The sequence below is a fragment of the Providencia sp. genome (genome assembly GCF_040396775.1).
Classification (GTDB): domain Bacteria; phylum Pseudomonadota; class Gammaproteobacteria; order Enterobacterales; family Enterobacteriaceae; genus Providencia.
The window spans coordinates 392,991-416,525 of record NZ_JBEBNT010000001.1; the positions used below are offsets into that span (position 1 = coordinate 392,991).

Annotated in this window: 23 protein-coding genes; 6 read left to right on the forward strand and 17 right to left on the reverse strand. The window is 41.4% G+C overall.

The annotated features are described in order from the left end of the window. The first annotated feature begins 43 nt into the window (after window positions 1–43). The 3 genes from ABWP91_RS01780 (at window position 44) to ABWP91_RS01790 (ending at window position 1,706) form a co-directional block, all read left to right on the forward strand. The gene (locus ABWP91_RS01780) at window positions 44–745 is read left to right on the forward strand and encodes an AzlC family ABC transporter permease (RefSeq protein ID WP_353241743.1); all 702 of its coding nucleotides are present in this window, start codon (window positions 44–46) and stop codon (window positions 743–745) included. Beyond that, the gene (locus ABWP91_RS01785) at window positions 742–1,056 is read left to right on the forward strand and encodes an AzlD domain-containing protein (RefSeq protein WP_353241744.1); all 315 of its coding nucleotides are present in this window, start codon (window positions 742–744) and stop codon (window positions 1,054–1,056) included. Before ABWP91_RS01780 ends, ABWP91_RS01785 begins: the two co-directional genes overlap by 4 nt. 182 nt (window positions 1,057–1,238) lie before the next feature. Then, on the forward strand, window positions 1,239–1,706 hold the full coding sequence (locus ABWP91_RS01790) for a YehS family protein (RefSeq protein ID WP_353241745.1): 468 nt from the start codon (window positions 1,239–1,241) through the stop codon (window positions 1,704–1,706). A 95-nt stretch (window positions 1,707–1,801) separates the two neighbouring features. On the opposite strand, the gene ABWP91_RS01795 is transcribed toward ABWP91_RS01790, so the two are convergent. The 6 genes from ABWP91_RS01795 to ABWP91_RS01820 all read right to left on the reverse strand — a co-directional run bounded on the left by ABWP91_RS01795 (window position 1,802) and on the right by ABWP91_RS01820 (window position 7,251). After that, a complete protein-coding gene (locus tag ABWP91_RS01795; protein WP_353241746.1) occupies window positions 1,802–2,716 on the reverse strand; it encodes a LysR family transcriptional regulator in 915 nt (304 codons plus the stop codon). Between the two features lie 21 nt (window positions 2,717–2,737). Beyond that, entirely contained in the window at window positions 2,738–3,697 is a 960-nt protein-coding gene (accA, locus tag ABWP91_RS01800; protein WP_353241747.1) for an acetyl-CoA carboxylase carboxyl transferase subunit alpha, read from the reverse strand. Between the two features lie 109 nt (window positions 3,698–3,806). Next, entirely contained in the window at window positions 3,807–4,223 is a 417-nt protein-coding gene (locus ABWP91_RS01805; protein WP_353241748.1) for a helix-turn-helix domain-containing protein, read from the reverse strand. Between the two features lie 20 nt (window positions 4,224–4,243). After that, entirely contained in the window at window positions 4,244–4,783 is a 540-nt protein-coding gene (locus ABWP91_RS01810) for a GNAT family N-acetyltransferase (RefSeq protein ID WP_353241749.1), read from the reverse strand. Window positions 4,784–4,799: 16 nt separating this feature from the next. Next, window positions 4,800–6,260, reverse strand: coding sequence for an AMP nucleosidase (locus ABWP91_RS01815; protein WP_502935780.1), 1,461 nt, complete (start codon window positions 6,258–6,260; stop codon window positions 4,800–4,802). An 82-nt stretch (window positions 6,261–6,342) separates the two neighbouring features. Then, window positions 6,343–7,251, reverse strand: a complete 909-nt coding sequence (locus ABWP91_RS01820; protein WP_353241751.1) for an AEC family transporter — start codon at window positions 7,249–7,251, stop codon at window positions 6,343–6,345. Window positions 7,252–7,503: 252 nt separating this feature from the next. On the opposite strand from ABWP91_RS01820, the gene ybiA reads away from it, so the two are divergent. Continuing rightward, the gene (ybiA, locus tag ABWP91_RS01825; RefSeq protein ID WP_353241752.1) at window positions 7,504–8,043 is read left to right on the forward strand and encodes a riboflavin biosynthesis intermediates N-glycosidase; all 540 of its coding nucleotides are present in this window, start codon (window positions 7,504–7,506) and stop codon (window positions 8,041–8,043) included. 102 nt (window positions 8,044–8,145) lie between these two features. Here the strand turns inward: ybiA and ABWP91_RS01830 are convergent, their stop codons facing one another. Next, window positions 8,146–8,604 (reverse strand): GNAT family N-acetyltransferase, encoded by a 459-nt coding sequence (locus tag ABWP91_RS01830; protein ID WP_353241753.1) that lies wholly within the window; start codon window positions 8,602–8,604, stop codon window positions 8,146–8,148. Window positions 8,605–8,706: 102 nt separating this feature from the next. On the opposite strand from ABWP91_RS01830, the gene pdxR reads away from it, so the two are divergent. Together pdxR and ABWP91_RS01840 are read left to right on the forward strand one after the other, a co-directional pair. Then, the gene (pdxR, locus tag ABWP91_RS01835; protein ID WP_353241754.1) at window positions 8,707–10,194 is read left to right on the forward strand and encodes a MocR-like pyridoxine biosynthesis transcription factor PdxR; all 1,488 of its coding nucleotides are present in this window, start codon (window positions 8,707–8,709) and stop codon (window positions 10,192–10,194) included. Between the two features lie 101 nt (window positions 10,195–10,295). Beyond that, the gene (locus ABWP91_RS01840; RefSeq protein WP_353241885.1) at window positions 10,296–10,874 is read left to right on the forward strand and encodes a YebB family permuted papain-like enzyme; all 579 of its coding nucleotides are present in this window, start codon (window positions 10,296–10,298) and stop codon (window positions 10,872–10,874) included. Between the two features lie 62 nt (window positions 10,875–10,936). Here ABWP91_RS01840 and ABWP91_RS01845 read toward each other — a convergent pair whose 3' ends face one another. The 10 genes from ABWP91_RS01845 to ABWP91_RS01890 all read right to left on the reverse strand — a co-directional run bounded on the left by ABWP91_RS01845 (window position 10,937) and on the right by ABWP91_RS01890 (window position 23,512). After that, window positions 10,937–11,605 carry a CerR family C-terminal domain-containing protein gene (locus ABWP91_RS01845; RefSeq protein WP_353241755.1) on the reverse strand — a complete coding sequence of 223 codons (669 nt, stop codon included), beginning with the start codon at window positions 11,603–11,605 and terminating at the stop codon, window positions 10,937–10,939. Between the two features lie 21 nt (window positions 11,606–11,626). Continuing rightward, on the reverse strand, window positions 11,627–12,892 hold the full coding sequence (locus tag ABWP91_RS01850; protein WP_353241756.1) for a M24 family metallopeptidase: 1,266 nt from the start codon (window positions 12,890–12,892) through the stop codon (window positions 11,627–11,629). A gap of 272 nt (window positions 12,893–13,164) precedes the next feature. Continuing rightward, window positions 13,165–13,512: an HNH nuclease YajD gene (yajD, locus tag ABWP91_RS01855; protein ID WP_219248137.1), complete on the reverse strand. Its 348-nt coding sequence runs from the start codon at window positions 13,510–13,512 to the stop codon at window positions 13,165–13,167. 142 nt (window positions 13,513–13,654) lie between these two features. Continuing rightward, a complete protein-coding gene (locus ABWP91_RS01860; protein WP_353241757.1) occupies window positions 13,655–14,686 on the reverse strand; it encodes a methionine synthase in 1,032 nt (343 codons plus the stop codon). A gap of 29 nt (window positions 14,687–14,715) precedes the next feature. Then, the gene (locus tag ABWP91_RS01865) at window positions 14,716–15,693 is read right to left on the reverse strand and encodes a DUF1852 domain-containing protein (RefSeq protein ID WP_353241758.1); all 978 of its coding nucleotides are present in this window, start codon (window positions 15,691–15,693) and stop codon (window positions 14,716–14,718) included. A 414-nt stretch (window positions 15,694–16,107) separates the two neighbouring features. Continuing rightward, on the reverse strand, window positions 16,108–17,682 hold the full coding sequence (gene ahpF, locus ABWP91_RS01870; RefSeq protein WP_353241759.1) for an alkyl hydroperoxide reductase subunit F: 1,575 nt from the start codon (window positions 17,680–17,682) through the stop codon (window positions 16,108–16,110). Window positions 17,683–17,808: 126 nt separating this feature from the next. Beyond that, a complete protein-coding gene (gene ahpC / locus ABWP91_RS01875; protein ID WP_206084249.1) occupies window positions 17,809–18,372 on the reverse strand; it encodes an alkyl hydroperoxide reductase subunit C in 564 nt (187 codons plus the stop codon). Between the two features lie 186 nt (window positions 18,373–18,558). After that, the gene (locus tag ABWP91_RS01880) at window positions 18,559–19,683 is read right to left on the reverse strand and encodes an ABC transporter permease (RefSeq protein WP_219249430.1); all 1,125 of its coding nucleotides are present in this window, start codon (window positions 19,681–19,683) and stop codon (window positions 18,559–18,561) included. 5 nt (window positions 19,684–19,688) lie between these two features. Beyond that, the gene (gene rbbA, locus ABWP91_RS01885) at window positions 19,689–22,445 is read right to left on the reverse strand and encodes a ribosome-associated ATPase/putative transporter RbbA (protein WP_353241760.1); all 2,757 of its coding nucleotides are present in this window, start codon (window positions 22,443–22,445) and stop codon (window positions 19,689–19,691) included. After that, entirely contained in the window at window positions 22,442–23,512 is a 1,071-nt protein-coding gene (locus tag ABWP91_RS01890) for an HlyD family secretion protein (RefSeq protein ID WP_353241761.1), read from the reverse strand. The genes rbbA and ABWP91_RS01890 overlap by 4 nt, the downstream gene beginning before the upstream one ends. Window positions 23,513–23,535: the final 23 nt, after the last annotated feature.

Consider the following 23,535-nt stretch of genomic DNA (forward strand, 5'->3'; position numbering starts at 1 on the left):
ATGACACGTTACATAGGCATTATTTCAACAGGTAATAGTTATCATGGATTCAAAGCAAAATCGCAGCTGGCAAAAAGCCATGATGGATGGCGCGGCCCATTCAGCACCTCTTAACCTTGCCGTGATCCCTTGGGGAGTACTTGCGGGCTCAATGGCTGTAGAAACAGGGTTAGATTTTTGGCAAAGTGTAGCAATGTCAGCAATGGTTTTTGCAGGCGCAGCCCAGCTAGTCACTCTTGGGCTACTTAATTCAGGTACTGGCTTTATCACCATTGTGATTTCAGTTTTCTTTATTACGTCTCAGCATTTGCTGTATGGGCTAACGCTGCGCCCTCAAGTGAAAGATTTTACAACCCCTCAGAGGCTCAGTATTGGTTTTCTTCTCACCGATGAACTATTCGCTATCAGCGCAGCAAAACGCCAAAGTTTGAGTTTCCCCTACCTGTTTGGCGCAGGGTTTAGCTTTTATCTTGTTTGGTTAATCACCAGCCTTTGTGGCATTGCGATGGCGAATATTGTTGGTGACCTAAGTCGCTTACACCTTGATTTCTCCGTAGTGGCGACACTTCTCGCGATTGTTGTACCTTTGACAAAAAAAATCAGCACACTGTGTGGTGTCATTTTTTCTCTCGTCGTAGCCATAACCTTATCCATGTACTCCATCAGTAGCGCGATTGTCATTGCAGGTGTCGGTGGAATGTTTGTCTCAGTCATCGTTTCACGCGTATTGAAGGAGGAAAAATGATCTGGCTTTTGATTATCACGCTAACCGCAGTCGTTTTTACACTACGTTATGTATTTCTTATCCCACAACTGCCAATTAGACTACCTTTGATTGTTCGCCAAGCATTAGGTTACTCTGCCCCTTGCTTATTAACAGCAATTTGCGCACCTGTTATTTTATTAGAAAATCATGAGATTAGAGATTTCCCCGATAACCCGTATTTGTGGGGGGCTTTATTCTGTGTTGTCGTCGCATCGCTGCTTAAAAACATGCTATTAACTGTAGGTCTAACCCTTGTATTTTTCTATTCATTGATTTATTTCATGGGGTGATACCAATTAATAGGGACAAAGTAAGGTAGCAACACTTTGCTTTATCCCACTAATCCCGCATAATAGCCTACTTCGTCGCAATACGACCCTATTCAATTACTCCCTTTCTTTATGGAAGTCAGTGATCTATTGGCTTTTTAATTGCGCCAATTAATTTTATAAATAATGGATAATACACAACCATGCTTAATAATTATGTTTTACGCAGTGTTCGCTACATGTTGGACTTGAGCGATGCTCAAATGGTCAAAATCGTAAAACTTGCAGATTTAGATGTGACGAAAGAAGAGATGGTGTGCTGGCTCAAAAAAGATAGCGAGCCTGAATATGTGGAATGTAACGATAACGTAACCGCACACTTTTTAAATGGCTTAATTTACCATCGTCGTGGTAAAGATGAAGACCGCCCTGCTCCGGAAATCGAAAGCCGCCTCAATAACAATATTATCCTTAAAAAATTACGTGTTGCTTTCGAATTAAAAGACACTGATATGATTGAAGTTTTCCAATTGGCCGATTTCCGTGTATCAAAACCCGAGCTCAATGCCGTTTTCCGTAAGCCAGGGCATAAAAACTACCGCGAATGCGGGGATCAACTCCTGCGTTATTTCCTTAAAGGTTTAACTACTCGTTTACGTGGCGATAAATAACACATATCTTACTTCGCTCTGGTATTTGCCTAAAATATAAACAGCAAATACCAGATAGCCTTGCACTATTTACTCTTTTGTCCTTAGCGCCCAGATTAAATATTTTCCAGCAAGTAATTTAAAAATAAATCGATTTTTGGGGATAATGCGCTTCGGCTTGCATAAACCGCTCTTAGCTCTATGGGGGCAGGGTTTGCCTCATCCAATTGAATAATCGTTAACTGGCCTGATTTAATCTGTGCATGGCAAGCCTCTAATGATAAAATAGCAAAACCAACGCCATTCACCGCAGCTGCATGGGCGAGTACCCCACTATTTACCCGATATGGACTATTTATCATCACAGTACGCTGCTTGCCTTGAGCATCAATAAAAATCCAAGGCTGGCCTTGTAAGGCGCTGAGACTTGAGATGCAAGGTAGCTTCGCTAAATCAGCAATGGTTTTCGGCTTACCGAACTTATTGATAAGTTCAGGGGATGCAACCACCACACTTTGCCATGACTTCACTAATCTTGAGTGGTAGCTGCTATCTTCAAGATCTCCACGGTGAAAAGTCAGCAATAAATCAATTTCGTCGCTAATGACATCGCGGGGCATTAATTGTGTGTCACAGTGGATATTAAGCTGTGGGTGCATCAATGCAAATTTTGCTAATAAATTGGCTAATAATACACTACCCGCCTCACTAGGAATGGTAAGGCGTAACGTGCCTGTTACCCCTTGTGGATGGCTAATTTGTTGGACAATATCGTCTAGTTCATTGACTCGTTTTTGGCTTTGCTCAAACAAAATATTACCTGCTTCTGTTAGTCGCATCTGCCTTGTTGTTCTTTCAATTAAACGGCAATTTAGCTGTTCTTCTAATTGCTTAATTTGTCGGCTCACATTGGATGATGGCATCGAAAGCTGCTTCGCCGCATTAATAAAGTTACCTTGCGTTGCAACCGCAATAAAAACCTTTAATAAGTTTAGGTCAACCACTGTGCGCACTTCCTTTTCATTCAACATGATTGACCTAAACTAATAACACTAGCAGTAACCAAATGCCATGATTTTTTGGTAACGCTCTGATAACAAAGTGTCCGTGTCCAGTTGAGTTAGCGCGGCTAAGTCTGTTATCAATTGTTGTTTTAAATGTTCCGCCGCTAACTGATAATTTCGATGTGCTCCGCCTAATGGCTCAGGAATAATCATATCGATAATGCCCAATTCTTTTAATCGAGGCGCAGTCATCCCCATCACTTCAGAAGCAATTTGCGATTTTTGTGCATCTTTCCACAGAATTGACGAACAACCTTCGGGTGAAATGGCTGCATAGGTACTGTACTCAAGCATGTTAATTCGGTCACCAACACCAATCCCTAACGCACCACCAGAGCAGCCTTCCCCCGTAACAACACAAATAATCGGGGTTTTGAGACGAGACATTTCTAATATATTCTTCGCGATAGCCTCGGCCTGTCCGCGTTCTTCAGCGCCCACACCTGGGTAAGCACCTGCTGAGTCAATCAGTGTAATGACAGGTAACTTAAAACGTTCCGCCATTTGCATTAAGCGTAATGCTTTGCGGTACCCCTCGGGTGATGGCATGCCAAAATTACGCATCACCTTTTCTTTGGTTGTTCGCCCTTTTTGTTGCCCTAAAACCATAACTGGGCGCCCTGCAAGACGTGCTAAGCCCCCCACCAGCGCTTTGTCGTCAGCAAATGCACGATCTCCTGCTAGCTCCTGAAACTCAGTGAAAATTAAAGAAATATAATCAAGGGGATATGGTCTTAATGGGTGCCTGGCTAACTGTACAATTTCCCACGCACCGAGAGAGGAAAAAATTGTTTTTGTTAATGAATGTGATTTTTTTTCTAACAGTTTAATTTCTTCTTCGAGCTTGATTTCACTGGGGTGCCCTTGTTGCTTGAAAGCAATCAGAGCTTCAATTTTGTCATTAAGTTCAACGATGGGTTTTTCAAAAGCTAGAAAGTGCGTAGACATATAAACCTTAAAATTATTCATTCAATTTTAAGAGTGTAACGACCAACGCTATCCCACTCTATAGTTGAAAATGGGATTTATTGATATCAAATATGGGATAATTAACAGGTTATTTATTCCTGATACGGTTTAATTTTAGACTGTTATTCATGATTTTTTGGAAATTCGGACACAAAAAATGGTTCTCTTCTGGGCAATTGGCAATATGAACAATCCCCTCTTTTAATGCCAATAAATTTTGAATTGTGTGCTCAATTTCATCTGCTTTAGCCATCAGACTGGCGCGCTCAATATTTGGGCCATCTTGGTGATTAAGCATTTTCGCAATTTCATCGAGTGTAAACTTGGCCTGCTGCCCTAAGCTTATCAATGACAAACGGGTTATCACATCTTTACCATGATAAATACGCTTTAAACCTTTTCTACCAATCGGTTTAATTAACCCCTTTTCTTCGTAGAAACGAAGTGTTGAGGCGGCTAAACCTGACAATTGACTCACTTGCGAAATATCCAGTTCATCATGCATAGAACGATAACCCGTTAATATTATAGTGCCACTGGCATCAATTTCTGCCGTAATAGAACAGTAATATTGCCATTCATAAATATTTCACGATCAACAACATAACCGAGCTTTTTCGCAACACGTAATGACGGCAAATTTCTCGGTTCAATAAAACAGATAGTTTGTTGATGCGTATTTTGCGCTTTTAACCAACTTAGCGCTGCTTGCATTGCCTCAGTTGCATAGCCTTTACCTTGAAATTCTGGTGCGATAACCCAACCTGCCTCGGGGATTCCTTTCACTTGGGGCTCAACCATTCGATGAAAATCTGCAAATCCAAGGTCGCCAACATACTGCCCTGTCGCTTTTTCCCTTACTGCCCAATAGCCAAAACCTAACAAAGGCCAAAGCCCGCCATAGGCCAGCATTCTCATCCATGACTCACGTTCTGTTGATGGCACACCACCAATATAGCGTACCATGGATTCTGTCGCCCACAGTTTTGTCAGCGCAGAAAAATCACTCACTTCATGTTTCGATAAAATCAGTCTTTCTGTTTCTATTTCTGGTATTAAAGCCATAGATTGCCTCTCCTTGCTATCTAAATGGGGGTTCATCAAAGGTTCTTAATTTCCGAGAATGTAGTTTATCCCCTTCTTGATGCAATAAATCAATAGCACGAATACCTATTTGTAAATGTTCTGAGATTGCGCCCTCATAAAAACTATTCGCTTGTCCTGGTAATTTAATTTCCCCATGCAACGGCTTATCTGACACACACAGAAGTGTGCCATAAGGCACTCGAAAGCGATAACCCTGCGCAGCGATGGTCGCACTTTCCATATCAACAGCAACGGCACGGCTTAGACTAAAGCGCCTTGCAGTAGCAAAGAAACGCAGCTCCCAGTTTCTATCATCCGTTGTTACGACCGTTCCCGTACGTAAACGTTGTTTAACCAATTCCCCTGGCATATTACTGACTTGCTTAGTAGCATCATAGAGTGCCCGCTGAACCTCTGCGATGCTTGGAATAGGAATATCTGGCGGTAATACATCATCCAAAATATGATCATCGCGTAAATATGCATGGGCAAGAACATAATCACCAATATTTTGGCTTTCCCTTAATCCCCCACAATGGCCAATCATTAACCATGCATGTGGCCTTAATACCGCTAGATGATCACAAATATTTTTTGCATTGGATGGACCAACGCCAATATTTACTAATGTTATTCCTGAGCCATCTCGTGCAATCAAGTGATATGCAGGCATTTGGAATTTTTTCCATGTCATATCTGAAATGGCAATTTGCGGGTCTGCATTTTCATCCGTGAGATAATTATAACCAACACAAGATAACGCAATATAACGGCTATCAGGGTCACGAATTTGTTCACAAGCCCAACTGACAAACTCATCCACATAGCGGTTATAATTGGTAAATAAAATATACGGTTGTACATGCTCAGGGGGCGTGCCAGTATAATGTTTAAGGCGTGCAAGTGAAAAGTCTACGCGTAAAGCATCGAAATGCGATAACGGCATTTCATCGGAAACTGTATATAATCCATCCGTAATGTCATCACTAATATGGGCTAAATCCGTTATCGGAAAATGCGCGGCAAGGCTACTACTCATACTTCTATCAAGCACTAAATCTGAGCCATCAATCACAAACGGATACGGTATTTCAGTTTTAGACGGGCGAACTGCAAAAGATACGTCATAGTCTTGTTGTAAAATAGAAAGTTGTTCCGTTAAATAACTGCGAAATAACTCGGGTTGAGTCACTGTAATGGAATAATTTCCTTTCTTCACAAACCGTGCATAAGCGCGTGTTTTTTCACAGTGGTCAATTTTGCCTTCCCATGTGACACAAAGTTCAGGGTAGGCAAATAACCCATTTTCTCTTTCGGCTGAATTCGGTATACGCCCTTCTGTGACATAAACGGCAATTGCATCTCTTAATGATTGAATAGCGTTTGAATATAAAGACGACAGTTTATCCAACACGTCCTCAATAGATAAGTTTTCATTTTTCTTTTTTTTTTCCAAAGACACGCACAACTCCTCATCAGATGAAGTAATCTCCCGATAACATAGAGTATCAATGTGACAGTTGCAAAACATATCACTATTAATGCATTACGAATGACAGCACCAAAGGTAATGTGAACACAGCAATAATGGTTTGTAATCTGATAATACCTGCCATTAATTGGCTATCACTATTCAACTGGCGAGTCAAAATATAGGCGGTCGGCGCAGTGGGTATTGCAAAAAATATGACTAATAAAACCGTTTCTAAATCAGGTAACGAAAATAACTTAGCGGTGAGCACAGCTAATATCGGCATAGCAAGTAAACGCAAAATTGTAGACACCATAATGGGCTTAAATTCTTTACGTAATGTCGCTGTTTGCAGTGCACCACCAATACAAATCAACCCTAGCGGTAAACTTGCTGCGGCTAATAATTTTAATAATTGCTCAGAACCAAAAGGCAGACCAACGGGTGATATGTTTAATAAAATTCCGATAACACATGAAATAATCAATGGGTTTTTAACAATTGGTAGTAATAGTTGTTTTACTGATACTTTTTTCCCTGAAGATAGTGCGAGTACCGCAATGATATTACAGCTCGGCACTAAAATCGCCATTATTACCGCCGCAACGGCAATCCCTTCCTTGCCAAACAAATCTGCCACAATTGCTAAGCCTAAGTAAGTATTAAAGCGTGTGACCCCTTGAATATGCGCGCCAAACCGCGGGATGGCTATTTTAAATATATATTTACTGAGCAGCACTAACAATGAACTGACCGCTAAGATGCAAAGAATTGCACTACCCAAGTAAGGTAACTTGGGGTTATCTAAGGGCGCACTCGCTAAGCTATTAATTAATAAAGCAGGAAATAAAATAAAATAGTTTAACTTTTCCGCACCGGGCCAAAAATCCGTAGAAAATAATGCTGTTCGCCGTAAAACAAAACCTATCGCAATCAGAGCAAATAATGGCCATAGCGCCAATAAAATTTTATCCATGATAATTTAATCTATTTTATCAATACATTAGAATTCAACACCACGAAGTCTAACGTTAATTTTTTGTAGCAGATAGGTAAAAAACGCTCTCAATGTCGATATATTTTTAGTTTTATGATTGGCTTAACAAAATACCCCCGAAACTAGCTTTCGACTCAAGAGATTTTATTCACCATAAGCAGGCTTTTCTGATAGCCCCATTTCTTATTTATCCGTATGCTAAGAATATTATTATTTAATTAAGCTTAATCGATGGATATTAAAAGTCTTTGTAAACAATATCGCTCAGGAAAAAAATTCAAATATATTTTTTTCTGGGGGCATCAAACCAAACAACATCAAGTCACTAAAAGCTGCTTTAGTCAGTGGTACCCTGCACCATTTATTGTCGATGGGCACCGATTTGCAAGTGCAGAACATTTTATGATGGCAGAAAAAGCGCGTTTATTTGGTGATTTCGAAATATTAGACAAAATTATTCACGCCCCTAACCCAGGAGCGGCGAAAGCCTTTGGTCGAGAAGTAAGAGGGTTTAAACAAGATATTTGGGATGATAACCGTTTCGAGATTGTTGTTGCCGCGAATATGGCAAAGTTTAGCCAAAATGAGACACTGAAAGCCTTTTTACTTTCTACTAATGAACGTGTATTAGTTGAAGCCAGCCCAGTCGATAAAATATGGGGCATTGGTCTCGCTGAAGAGGCTGAAAACATCGAAAACCCACTCACTTGGAAAGGATTAAACCTTTTAGGTTTTGCATTAATGGAAGTTCGCACCCAATTGGCAAGTTAAAAGCATTTATTGCATTTAATCCTATTTCAATAAAAACCCGTTGTTGCCAAACAACGGGCCAGCCAGTCATTCACTGAAATGTAGGATATGCTACTGCATTGATTACAAAGGCATTCTATATTCAATCACCCCCGGCTTTTCTGCCACCCAGTTATACAATTTTTGTCCACGCAAATTGGTTTCTTGTGTATGCCAATATAAGCGGCCACACTGTTTATCTTGTGCTTGCGCTTGTACAAACTCAATGAGTTGCTTCCCTACGTGACGCCCCCTCATTTCTGGTGTGACATACAAATCTTCTAAATAGCAAAAATCATTTTTTGCCCATGTTGAACGGTGGAATAAATAATTCACAAAGCCAACTACTTTGCCATCTTCAAGTGCGACGGCGCAATACATAGGCTCATTGTCATCAAAAAAACGCTCCCACGCTTTTAAAGTCACATCTTCACTTAATTCAACTTGATAAAACTTTTGGTATTCCAGCCAATAAACTAGCCATTCTGGGTAATGTTCTGGTGTAACAAATTCAATCGTAACTGGCAATGTAGCTTTATTCATAATAACCCTTCCATTTGTAGATATATTACATAATGAGGTTATAGTACAGTTCTATCTGGTGCTGTATAAGATACACTTTTGTTATTTATTTAGGATCCACTTATGCGACGCAAACAACAGGCTCAGTTTCCACTGCTCCTACTCGATGACGGGTTTATAAAAGAAAATGTTTATCACACCATTCGTAATGCAATCTTAGATGGGCGTATTGCATCTGGTGTTAAACTACCCTCTTCACGAGCATTGGCTGAAATGATGTCTATTTCACGTAACTCAGTTATTGCTGGCTTTGATAGGTTAATTGATGAGGGCTATCTGTATTCAAAAAAAGGCTCTGGCACTTACGTATCCGCAAATATCCCTGATGAATTAGTTCGCACAGTAAGCCCATTACAGCCCACTAAGCAGCCTGAATACAATGCACTTAATCTTAACCCTAAGATTGCAACATTGACGAACTTGTGGAATCAATCACGACCAAATACACAATCGCGCCAAATGTTTAATATTGGTATTGGTTGTGTGGATCAGTTTCCCCATGAACTTTGGGGACGGTTATTAGGGCGTGTTTGGCGTAAATCGAAACAAACTATCCCTTATTTCAATCACCCTGATGGATTTATACCGCTTAAAAAGTTACTGGTAGATTATGTACATTCCACCCGCGGCGTTCACTGCAAAGAAAAACAAATTATTATTGTTAATGGCACCCAACAGGCAATTAACTTAGCGGCGAAGGTGCTGTTACAACAAGGTGATAAAGTTTGGCTTGATGACCCAGGTTATGACAGCGCTCGCGCTATTTTAACCGCAGCAGGTGCCGAAATTTCCCCAATCCCTTCTGACCATGAAGGCATGGATATCGCCTATGGTGCGAAACACCATGGAGATGCCAAATTAGTCTATACCGCGCCTTCTCACCAATTTCCACTTGGCACGACCTTAAGCCTTTCGCGCCGCTTAGCATTACTTGACTGGGCACAACAAAATAATGCATGGATTTTTGAAGATGACTATAACAGCGAATTTCGTTTTTTATCTAAGCCAATTCAAGCATTACAGGGCTTAGATAATCACCAACGCGTCATTTACGCGGGCACATTTTCAAAAATGATGTACCCTGGGTTTCGCTTAGGTTTCTTAATTGTGCCAGAAATTCTGAGCGAAGCATTTACCATGATGAAATACTACAGTGATAGCCATTGTGGATATTTAGAGCAAGCCTCTTTAGCGCAGTTTATTCAAGAAGGCCATTATGCTCGCCATGTACGTAAAATCAGAAAAATATGCCATGACCGGCAGAACGCTTTTTTCAACGCCGTTAATCTGTACCTTCCTCATTTATTTGAGGTGCAAATGACAGATTCAGGAATACACACAGTCTGTTGGATAAAGGATGGGTATGATATTAACCTCATACTTGAGCAATGCCGCTTATTGGGTTTTGGCGCTCAACCTTTATCTCGATATTGCATTAACAGTACTAAGAAAAATGCCATTTTATTTGGTTATGCCGCTCATACTGAAACCGATATTGTGCAGAATGTAAAATTACTGAGTGAGCAGATCAATAAGATATACCCAAGCTAAACAAAAAAGATTTTGCGCTTTTATCTGATAGTCAGATTTTTGTTAAGCTTTATAACTATACCTTAATGACATTCTTTCATTTATGTTGAGGTATTTTAATGATGCAAACAAACTACCCCTATGAATATGAAGTGGGTGATATTGTTTTTACCAGTATTGGTACCGAGTTATTTCGCCAAATTGCTTCAGCCTCTTTATGTTGGAGCAACCATGTTGGTATGATCATTGGGCACGATGGTGAAGATTATTTAATCGCCGAAAGCCGTGTGCCCTTATCGACAACCACGACACTTTCGCGCTTCATCGCTCGTTCATCAGATAAACGTTATAGTGTGCGCCGCTTTGGCCATACATTAACGCAAGAGCAAAAAAATGCCTTAGTCGCACAAGTCCCTGCGCGTTTAAATAAGTTTTACCATACGGGCTTTAATTATGATTCACCAAGGCAGTTTTGTTCTAAATTCGTCTTTGATATCTACCAATCTGCCTTATCAGTACAAATTGGCGAGATTGAAACATTTGAAGAGTTATTAACAAAAAATCCGAATGCAAAATTAAATTTTTGGAAGCTCTGGTTTATCGGCCAAATTCCTTGGGAACGTACTACTGTAACACCAGCCAGCCTTTGGAATCACCCTGAACTGTCGTTAATTTACCGCAGCCACGAAGACATTCACTAATAACTGAAATAGAATATTCACTGAGCCACCAACTAATATTAAAAGTGGCTTAGTGTACTGAGTTATTGTTTATCTATGACTAAAGCGTGAGTTGCCATTAAACAAATTTGCTGCAATATATCATTCAATAGGTATTCATCTATTTGTTGAGCGTTGATTTGCTTAAGAAAAGGTTTTCTCGCAACAACAAACCCTAACACTTGGCCTATCAATACATGGGCTCGGATAATCGCGGTTTGTTTATCAATACGATTAATCGCTTGGATTAGGCCTGACAAACGCGTATGGAAAGGTTCGATAAAATCCCGATAAATAACATCATAATTTTCCGTAGGCTCAAGTTGTTCGCGAAGAATAAGCACGGAATAATATTCATGTTTTGGCAATAACAGGGCATTTCCTAACCCTGTTATTAGTAAACTGATGAGTTGATTTGCCTGTGTTTGCTCAATAGGTGTTTGTTGCATCGCTAATTTAAACTGCACATCAAACACCTGAACATTACTTTCCATAGATAAGTCTGTCGCAATTTTTTGAATAACAGCACAATAAACACCTAGCTTCCCCCCCAAATGATATGGGATTGCAGACTGGTTAACACCTGCACTTTCAGCCAGTTGGCGCGTCCGAACGCCATTGATACCATGAATCGCAAATTGTTTAATTCCTTCATTAATTAACTTTTCTTTGGTTAATTCTGATGAAAGCATGTTTTTATTTGTGTCATTCATATCTTGCTGTTATTCCTAAAATTATATGTCTGCGCGCATAAGATAGGTGGAATTATTGTTTAGTTCAATACCCCGATCTTTACCAACAACCACTGTGCCGCCGAGATTACATAAATGATAGCCAAATGCGCAGTTAGGTTCAAAGGCAAACGTCATTCCTTGTTGTAAAACTAACTCACGCCCTGGATTTGGTAAACGTTCCAATTGACGGTATTTTGGGGCTATAGGTAATGACTCAATACCTGGGGCTGTACCAAAACCAATAGGACCATAAGGATTGATACTGTGGATCAATGGATGTACATGCCACCCCTTCGATTTTAACAGTGGTTTCTCCATTTCATCCACAACTTCACCGAATGTGACGCCCTCTTTAAGGTACTCAACACCAATTTCATAGCATTCCCTTGCGACAACAGCGGCTTTTTCGATATTGGGATGAATTTTACCCACTGCAACCGCCGCTTGGTGCTGTGTCTCATACATACCATACAGAGCAAATATCTCTGTTAAAACAATATCACCTTGCTGTATCTTTCGTGGTGCTTGCGAGCGGTATTGCCATGCTGGCGGCCCCCAGCCAATATATTCAGGTCCTGAACCCATCAAAATTTCGGCAGTGAATCCCCCCATCGACAAACATTTCGCAGTAACTGCTGCCGCGATGTCCGCCTCTGAATTACCAACAATAGCGGTAGCCCGCATCGCTTCACTCATTGCTTCGCCTATCATCGCTGCATATTTCACGTGTTCCAGCTCTTCTGCGCTTTTTACGGACGCAAGTTGAAAAAACGAGCGGTAAACAGGGACAAAATTTAATTGTGGTAACCGCGATTTTATTCCTGTCAATGTGTTGTAAGGCATTGCACCATCGAAATAAAATGGTGGGTAAGGCTCTAGCCCTACCACACCAATATTCGCATTTGCCGACACACCTAAATCAACAAATATTTGCGCAATATTACGCCCTGTTTTCCCCACAACGATTTGCTCTGGTGATATCCATTGCCTATCACCTCGCATTTGTGCCTGCATATGATCAGCCACCATCATGGGGGCGAATGTAACCACCAGCGGGGCTTTATCTTGATGGAAAATCACAACAGACCCTAAACGGTCGTTGGTAAAATAGTGGTCAATACAAAACGGTGCAGGTGCCGCTGATTCCCTGTCCCCATAAACCATAAGGACTTCAAGATCATGCATTTTCATGACTTTTCGCGCAATTTCCCACCTTCTGTCACGTTCCTCAAACGAAAATGGGCTTGGTATTGTTAAATTATTCATAAATTTCCTCTCTCATTGACATTTAATTCATTTGAATGAATCAAATATAGGTTGTATTAAGAAATAAAGTCAAACCCTTGCTTGACCATTTCGTGCTAATGGTTAAATTCTATTTTGAGATGGACTTAAATAATGAACGATTTTAATCTATTAAACGTGGCTAGCTTAAAAACACAAAAGCCTCTTTATCAGAGGCTTAATTATAGGCAGATAGGACAAAATCGGGTAAATAACAAATCTTCGGTTTCTTTCTCGATAAGCTAACGTTGTGATTATTTTTTCTTGTTTAACATCGATTTCAAATCAGCAAACGGATTATACGTTGCTGCTTCGATGTCATCTTGTGCATCTTCCCCTGCCACTACATTGGTACCATACATGTCTGCTTCTGTGTATTTTGAATGCTCATGGTCATGACAAAATAAACATAATAGTTCCCAATTGCTGCCATCTTCGGGGTTATTAGTATGATCATGGTCGATATGGTGAACTGTTAATTCGCGTAAGTTTGAATACACAAACTCGCGGGTACAACGTCCACAAACCCACGGATAAATTTTCAGGGCTTTTTCACGATAACCGCTTTCTAAACGCGCATAGTTTTTAGGGATCAGAGCCATTGCCGACATTCCTATTTCAAAAAAGTAATTTAATGATAATTCACCTAATATAACTCACATTAGAACGAAATAAGAAATTCAAGGCAATAAAAAACCCAGAAATTGGTTCTGGGTTTCTCTTGGTTACCAATATTTGGATATATTACTTATTTAACAGCTCTTGGCGGATAATTTCAGCCCCTGCACTTAAGGCATTGAGTTTACCCGTCGCAACTTGGCGTGACAGTGGTGCCATACCACAGTTTGTCGATGGATAAAGCTTATCTGCATCCACAAATTGTAGTGCTTTACGTAACGTATTAGCGACCTCTTCTGGCGTTTCGATGATATTGCTTGCCACATCAATCGCCCCAACCATGACTTTTTTGCCACGGATAAGCTCAATCAAATCCATTGGAACATGGGAGTTATGACATTCCAGTGAAATAATATCGATATTCGACGTTTGCAGTTTCGGGAACGCTTCTTCATATTGGCGCCACTCAGAACCCAGCGTCTTCTTCCAGTCTGTATTGGCTTTAATGCCGTATCCATAACAGATATGCACTGCCGTTTCACATTTCAGGCCCTCAATTGCCCTTTCCAGAGCCGCCACACCCCAATCGTTCACTTCATCAAAAAACACATTAAACGCGGGTTCATCAAACTGAATGATATCAACACCGGCTGCTTCAAGCTCTTTTGCTTCTTGATTCAAAATCTTCGCAAATTCCCATGCCAATTTTTCACGGCTTTTATAATGGTTATCATACAGCGTATCAATCATGGTCATTGGGCCAGGTAATGCCCATTTAATTGGCTGCTTCGTTAACTTGCGTAAAAATTTAGCATCTTCAACAAAAACAGATCGTTGGCGTTCAACGGCTCCAACGACGGTTGGTACACTCGCATCATAACGGTCGCGGATTTTAACCACTTCACGCTTTTCAAAATCAACACCACTGAGGTGTTCAATAAATGTAGTAACAAAATGCTGACGGGTTTGCTCGCCATCACTCACGATATCAATCCCAGCACGTAGCTGATCTTCTAGGGATAAACGCAGCGCATCTTGTTTTCCCTCAATTAACTCTTCATTTTGCAGCTTCCAAGGAGACCAAAGGGTCTCAGGTTGAGCTAGCCAAGAAGGCTTTGGTAAACTGCCAGCGGTAGATGTTGGTAATAATGTTTTCATAATAATTGACCTTAAATTTTTATAATTAATTAGAGTGCGTAGCTAGCAGACCATTGCTCTAGAATATGCTTATAGGGCTCAATAAAATGCTCTTCTGTATATTTCCCCTGCTCAATAGCTAATCGGCTACGTTCTTCGCGGTCATAAACAATTTTGGTTAACGAATAATCTTGGTTCGTTAAGCTTGGTTGGTAACATTGCCCAGCAACAGAATTCGCATTATAAATTTCTGGTCGATAAATCTTCTGGAATGTTTCCATCGTACTGATTGTGCTAATCAGTTCAAGATTACTGTAATCGCTCAGCAAATCACCTGTAAAATAAAAGGCCAATGGTGCAACACTATTTTGTGGCATAAAGTAACGAACCTGTAATCCCATCTTTTTGAAATATTGATCCGTTAATGAAGCGCCATTTTGCTGATATTCAATACCTAATACTGGGTGCTGATTACCCGTACGATGATAAACATCTTTATTTGAGACACTTAAACAAATGACAGGCGCCTTATTAAAGTGTGCTTTGTATTCGTTCGAGTTAACAAAATATTTAAAGATATTCCCATGCAAATCGCCAAATTTTTCAGGAAGACTAAAGCTTGCTTGGTCTTTATTATGGTCGAGCAATAAAACGCTGAAATCATAGTCTCGGACATAAGAAGAAAAGTTATTCCCGACAATCCCCTCTGTGCGTTGTCCCGTTTTATTATCAACAATGTTTGTTTTTAATATTTCAATCACAGGGAACGTATTGGCTTTATTTTCAACACTCATTTCTACAGAAATGATTTCAAGCTCGATTGAATAACGGTCACTTTTCGGGTTATCCCAATAGGCTAAAGTATTAAAACGGTTGTTCATCATGACAAGCGTGTTACGCAAATTTTCTTGGCGATTTTTCCCTCTGGCTAAGTTAGCAAAGTTCGTTGTGATACGTGTATTTTCAGAAGGATTATAATTTTCGTCAAAAAGACTACTTTTAATCGTAAATGTAAAATTTTTGTTCATCGTCTCGTCGCACCCTAAGTCCCAAGATGGAAACTAAATTGACTTCTTGATTTTTTAGAAGTTTTTGTTTCCCATTCATCAATCTTTATGTTGTAAATACGTTAATTTGTTCGCGTTATCTAATTTATGCCAGAGCTGTTGAATGAGTGAAAGCGACTTAATTTCACTACAACATGAATGAAATTCATGATCATTGGTATGACTGATTTTGTGCGGTATTTAGATCTGTATCACATAATTTAGATCAAAAAGGTATAAGCCAAAAAGATGAGCTAAACATGATTATCGGGCAGGATTAGCGGCAAAGAAGTCTAGGTTGATATTTCGGTATTCAGATTTCATGCGCACAAAAAAAAGGCACTCGCCCCCGAGTGCCTTTTGACTACAACTCACTGAATATAAAGTAAATTACACCTATTCAGCGGTTCTGGTACTTGTGCGGATCAGGTAATCAAAGGCGCTAAGTGCGGCTTTTGCCCCTTCTCCGGCTGAAATAATAATTTGCTTGTAAGGCACTGTTGTACAGTCACCTGCGGCAAAGATGCCTTTTACACTGGTTTCATTACGTGCATCAATTTCAATCTCGCCCATACGGTTTCTTGCGACGGTGTCACCTAACCAATTGGTATTTGGTAATAAACCGATTTGTACGAATGCACCTGCAACCTCTAAAGAATGTACACTTTCATCTGTACGGTCTTTATATTCAAGACTAGTCATTTTGCTACCATCCCCTTTAACTTCAAGGGTTTGTGCATTCACAATAATATCGATATTTTTCAGGCTGCGTGCTTTTTGCTGTAACACAGAATCGGCTTTTAATTCTGGTGCAAATTCAAGTACCGTTACATGGTCAACCACCCCCGCTAAATCAATCGCGGCTTCAATACCTGAGTTACCACCACCGATAACCGCAACGCGTTTACCTTTAAATAATGGGCCATCACAGTGTGGACAGAATGTGACGCCTTTGGTGCGATACTCTTGTTCACCTGGAACGCCCATGTTTCTCCAGCGCGCCCCCGTAGAGATAATAATACTGCGGGATTTTAAAATACCGCCAGAAACGGTTTCGATTTGGTGTAAACCGCCGACTTCAGCAGCAGGGATCAGTTTAGCGACTGATTGCCCGTCGATGACATCAACATCATAGCTATCAACATGGTTTTTCAACGCACCAGCAAAAATAGCACCTTCCGTTTTAATAACGGAAATATAGTTTTCAATATCAACCGTATCCATCACTTGTCCGCCAAAGCGCTCACCGATAACACCAGTGCGAATACCTTTACGTGCAGTATAAATTGCCGCGGATGCTCCCGCTGGGCCACTACCAATGACTAATACTTCAAAAGGCTCGCGTTCTGTCAATGACTTAGCAGCACGCGCATCGGCATTAGTATCAACCTTGCTGACAATTTCACTTAATGTCATACGGCCTTGGCCAAACTCTTTGCCATTCAAGTAAACCGCAGGAACCCCCATTACATTGCGCTCATCAATTTCATGTTGGAAAAGCGCGCCATCAATTGCGGTATGGCTGATGTTAGGGTTCAAAACTGCCATTAAGTTTAATGCCTGAACAACATCTGGGCAGTTATGGCAAGATAATGAGTAATACGTTTCGAATTGGAACTCGCCTTCAAGGCCTTTTACTTGTTCCAGTAACTCTTGCGCTTCTTTCGATGGATGACCACCAATTTGTAATAATGCCAGCACCAGAGAGGTAAATTCGTGCCCCAGTGGCGATCCTGCAAAACGCAAGCCGCTATCAACACCTGGGTTAGTAATTAAAAATGATGGCGTTCTTATTGTACTATTGCGCTCTTCACGCACACTCACTTTGTCAGACAGCGAGGCAATTTGGTCGAGCAATTGCTTAATTTCGTTTGATTTTTGGCTGTCGTCTAAATTGGCAACTAATTCAACGGGTTTAGTTAAACGTTCTAAATAGGCTTTTAATTGGGCCTGTAAATTGTTGTCGAGCATGTAATCCCCTTTAATTTTAATCATAAAATCGGGTACATATACCCGTCATACTGCAAGTTACAGGCAGGGCATCATTGCACTAAACGCCTGTAACTCGAGTCATCTAATAATCAATCAAAAGATTAATTAGATTTTGCCGACTAAATCTAAAGATGGAGACAACGTTGCATCACCTTCTTTCCATTTAGCTGGGCAAACTTCACCTGGGTGGCTTGCAACGTATTGAGCAGCTTTCACTTTACGCAGTAAATCTGCTGCATCACGGCCGATACCTTCCGCTGTGATTTCAATCGCTTGGATGATACCTTGTGGGTCAACGACGAATGTACCACGGTCTGCTAAGCCTTCAGCTTCACGCATATTTTCAAAGTTACGCGTTAATGCTCCTGTTGGGTCGCCGATCATCGCATATTTGATTTTACCGATGGTATCTGAGCTTGCGTGCCATGCTTTATGGGTAAAATGTGTGTCGGTAGAAACAGAGAAAATTTCAACACCTAATTTTTGGAATTCTTCGTAATGGTCTGCAACGTCACCCAATTCAGTTGGGCAAACAAACGTAAAGTCAGCTGGATAGAAGAAGAAAACACTCCATTTACCTGCAACGTCTTTTTCAGAAACTTCGATGAATTTGCCGTCTTTAAATGCTTGGTTTGTAAATGGTTTGATTTGAGTATTAATTAATGACATATGATGTTCTCCTGTTTGGTTGCCTATTAAGTTACTGTTTTGCAGTGACTTAATCCAATCAGTACGCGCTATCGATTTGATAGGTGCAATCTAATCATTTATTAACAATTGATAGGTGATGCATTAAAACGCTTACTGAGATATTCAGCAAGCGTTTTAATTTTAAGAGTGCAATTTAGGAAGGTATTAAGCCATTGTGGCAATGGTTTTGCGAAAACGGATTAAGGCGAGTGTAAAGAACACGCTTCCAATGACCAGCAAAATTGCAAACTGGGACCAAACAATCTGGAAACCTGCTCCGCGATACAAAATAGCCTGTGCAAGGCTCACAAAATGGGTAGTCGGCATTGTTAACATAATATCTTGCACTAATTGCGGCATACTTTCGCGCGCCGTCATCCCACCGGAGAGCATATTCAATGGCAATAAGACTAAAATCATTAATAATCCAAACTGTGGCATTGAACGGGCGATTGTTCCCATAAAAATACCTATGGATGTTGTCGCAAAAAGACTTAATGCCACGCCACACATAAAGAGCAAAATTGAGCCTTCAATTGGGACTTGCAACAGTGTTTTCACCACTAGCATCAATGAAACCCCTGATGCAATCAGCACCACCAATCCCATTGACCATATTTTAGACATCATGATTTCAAAAGGCGTCAATGGCATCACCATTAGGTGCTCAACCGTGCCATGCTCTCGTTCACGGATCAATGCTGCCCCCGTTAATACAATCGATAACATAGTGATATTGTTAATAATTGCCATCACTGAACCAAACCACGATTGCGTTAGATTAGGGTTAAAGCGCATCCGCACTTCCAAATCAACGGGTAAGCTCGCATTACTGCGGTATTTTGCTAAGAACTCATTGACCTCACCAAGGGTAATATTTTGAATGTAGCTGTTCCCTAAAAACGCTTGGCTCATGCGAGTTGCATCAATATTCACTTGAATTTCAGGGCTTCTACCTGCCAAGACATCCCGTTGAAAATTAGGCGGAATATCTAAGGCAAAAGTATATGAGCCCCGATTGAGCAAACCATCGATTTGGTCAGGTGTGATATCCGCAGGCGGCAAAAAGTAAGGGGCATAAAAGCTATTGATAATACGGTTAGATAACTGTGATTTATCTTGGTCTGCAATAGCAATCGGCGCATTGTGCAATGAGCCTGGCGTTACCGTTGCAGATGAATAAATCGAAACCGTAAAAGCGAAAACAATCAACGCCAGCATCGCTTTATCCCGCCCTAAACTTCGTAACTCTTTGACACCTAAATTAAAGATATTTTGAATTTTACGAATCATCATTAGGACTCCTGTTTTTTCAGGAACAACACGCTCAGCCCGATGACGAGAGGAACCGTAATCAACAACGGGATAAATGATGCCTGTAAATCAAACAAGTTAAGGCCTTTGGAGAAAGTCCCTCGCGTAATAGTGAGAAAATGTGAGGTTGGATAAACCATGCCCACCCAACGCCCCATTCCCTCTAATGATGACACTGGGTCAATCATTCCAGAAAACTGAGTTGCGGGGATTAATGTGATGATCGATGTACCAAAAATGGCTGCAATCTGGCTTTTCATAAAGCAAGAAATCAACAAGCCAATCCCTGTCGCAATACTAACGTACAAAAATGCAGCCAAGGTTAACGTTAAAAAGCTGCCTTTAAATTCCACACCAAAAATATACACCGACAAAATACAAAGCAGTACGAAGTTAAACATCCCTAATAGAATATAGGGGAGCTGTTTACCCAGTAAAAACTCTAATTTGGTGATCGGGGTGACATAAAGGTTAATGATTGAACCGAGCTCTTTTTCACGTACCACACTTAGTGCACTTAACATGGCAGGGATCATCATTAATAACAATGGGATAACAGCAGGTACAATCGCGGGTAAGCTGCGTACATCTGGGTTATAACGGTACCGTGTTTCGATATCGATAGCAGGCATACCTGCTACGCCTACAGGTTGGCGCGCAGCCATGGTACTTAACCATGCAAGGTGCATTGCTTGTACATAACCACGAACTGTCTCTGCGCGGTTTGGCATCGCACCGTCTATCCAAACACCGATTTTCACATTATTACCACGGGCAATATCCCGAGCAAAATTCGGCGGTATTTCAATCGCAACCGTAATTTGCCCACTGCGCATGCCCTCTTCGAGTGCGTCATAATCTTGAAGAGGTGGTTGTTCAATAAAATAACGGGAACCAGCAAGGTTTAACGTATAACCTTGGCTCAGTCCTGTCTGGTCACGGTCTAACACGGAAAAACGTAAGTTTTCAACGTCCATGCTGATCCCGTATCCCATAATAAACATCAAGATCACCGTACCAAGTAAAGCAAGCGTCGAACGAACTGGGTCTCGCCGTAACTCCATCCCTTCACGAATTGAATAACTGAATAAGCGAAGTAAACTAAAACGTTTTTTTAATGCTTCCGTGGCTTGTTCTTTGAGTTCAGGGTCAACATGGAACTCAGGTGCCGTTTCCGTTCCTTGCCCCGCATCACCGACTGCATCTTGTAAATAAGCAATGAACGTTTCTTCAAGTGTCGTCAAACCTCGCTTTTTGGTGAGGTTGGCAGGGGTATCGCAATCAAGCACTTTACCTGCGTGCATTAGCGATATACGGTCACAACGCTCCGCTTCGTTCATAAAGTGTGTGGAGATAAAAATTGTGACACCGTCACGTCTCGATAAATCCACCATCAAATTCCAGAACATATCTCTAGCAACGGGATCAACACCTGATGTAGGCTCATCCAGTATCAGCATTTCTGGTTCGTGGATCACGGCTACCGCTAATGACAAACGTTGACGTATACCTAATGGTAAATCATCAGGCATAGTATCCCTGACTTCATCGAGCTCAAACCGTTGGCACATGTCATCAACACGACGAGCAATTTTGTCTTCTGGTATATGAAACAGTTTTGCGTGTAGCACCAGGTTTTGCTCCACACTCAGTTCGCTGTATAGGGAAAATGCTTGTGACATATACCCAACCCGTTTACGCGTTTCGATATCCTTCGGGTCAATCTCCTGCCCAAATAGCCAAGCCTGCCCTTCACTGGCCTGCAACAGCCCTGTCAGCATCTTCATGGTTGTTGATTTACCACACCCATTTGAGCCTAAGAAACCAAAAATCTCCCCCTTTGGAATTTTAAAATTCACGTGGTCAACCGCGACGAAGTTACCAAAACGCATGGTTAAATCCTGCGCTTCAATCGCGATAACATCATCTTTCGAAGTGTCTCTTGGCGGGATGACGACTTTTTTGTGACCACTGCGTTTTTCTTCTGGCAGTAATTCGATAAAAGCCGCTTCGAGGTCAGCACATTGTGTTTGGGCTTTTAATTCCGAAGCATGGCCTGTGGCTAACACTTTTCCATCATCCATTGCTACGAGCCAATCAAACCGTTCCGCTTCTTCCATGTAGGCGGTTGCTACTAATACGCTCATGTTAGTTTGACGCAGGCGGATACGGTCAATTAAGTCCCAAAATTGGGCTCGGGATAAGGGGTCAACCCCTGTGGTGGGCTCATCAAGAATTAATAAATCTGGATCATGGATTAATGCACAACATAGCCCGAGTTTTTGTTTCATCCCGCCAGATAGCTTACCCGCGGGTCTATCTTTAAATGGTGCTAACCCCGTGCTTTCGAGTAAATCTTGAATGCGGTACTCCCTTTCTGCCTTTGATTGCCCAAATAAGCGCCCAAAAAAGTCCACGTTTTCATAAACCGATAACGTATGGTAGAGGTTTTTACCGAGTCCTTGGGGCATGTAGGCAATGCGGGGACATACCGCACGGCGGTGATCGACATCATTCATATCACCATCAAGTACAATCACATTCCCTTGCTGGATAGCCCGCGCGCCAGCTATCAATGAGATTAAGCTGGATTTTCCTACGCCATCTGGCCCTATCAACCCCACCATCTTGCGAGCAGGGATCGCAAGCACAATGTCATCCAATGCACAATTTTCACCATAATGCTGGCTGACATGCTGTATATCAATGATCACATCATCCATCAGTTTATTGGTCATTGTGGTAATCTCACCTCTAGTTCAGCTGGCCAAGATCCATTGGGGTCTAAACGCACATAAGCTTTACCCGGCAGACCTGTTTTCACATATTCAAGGTGTTGTTCGAGTAATTCAGGGTAGATACGCGCACGAACGCGAAACATCAGTTTTAAGCGTTCATTTTGTGTTTCAACAGTTTTGGGGGTGAACTGGGCAACGCTGGCAACAAACGTGGTTTTTGCGGGAATAACAATGTTGGGTGCAGCATCAAGAATAATGTGTACATCGCTTCCCAGCGCCACTTTTCCAGCATCTTCCGTTGGTAAGAAGAAAGTCATGTATACATCACTTAAATCCACCATATTCAATACACGACCACCCGCCCCAAGGACCTCCCCCGGCTCTGCAACGCGGTATTGAATACGACCATTACGAGGGGCTTTTAAAATGCTGTCATCTAAATCAGCCATGATGCGGCGCTCTGTGGCAGTTGCTGCATCAACTCGGTTTTTAGCTTGCACAATGCCAGCACTTGCAGAGTCAATCGCGGATGTTGCCGCAGCAACTTGTGCTTTTGAGGCTTCTAGCGCAGCACGTGAGCCCTGCATTTGTGCAGTATCATCATCAACTTGTTGTTGAGAAACGGCTTTGGTTCTTACCAATGCCCTTGAGCGATTAAGGCGTTTTTGCGCGGCATCAAGCTCAGCTTCGCGTTGGCGTACTACTGCTTGAGCTGCCACTTTTTCACTTTTGCGTTGAGCAAGTGCAGACTCTGCAGTGGTTACAGCACTAATGGCTTGGCGTAATTGAGCTTGTACTTCATGAAGTTGTTCTTGGAGTGCCCGGGTATCCATGCGGGCGAGTTCTTGCCCTTCTTTGACAAAATCCCCTTCTCTTACATTAATGGTTTCAATTCGACCTGCAGTTTTCGTCGCAATATCAATCTCTGTCGCTTCTATGCGCCCATTACTTTGCGCAAAACCAGCGGGTAACCCACCAGAATTCACGCTCCAGTAATAAAAACCACCAGCAGCAATAATGAATATTAAAACGATGTAAAAAGATATTTTCTGCTTATTTATTTTCATACCATCCCTTTTCCATTAAATGA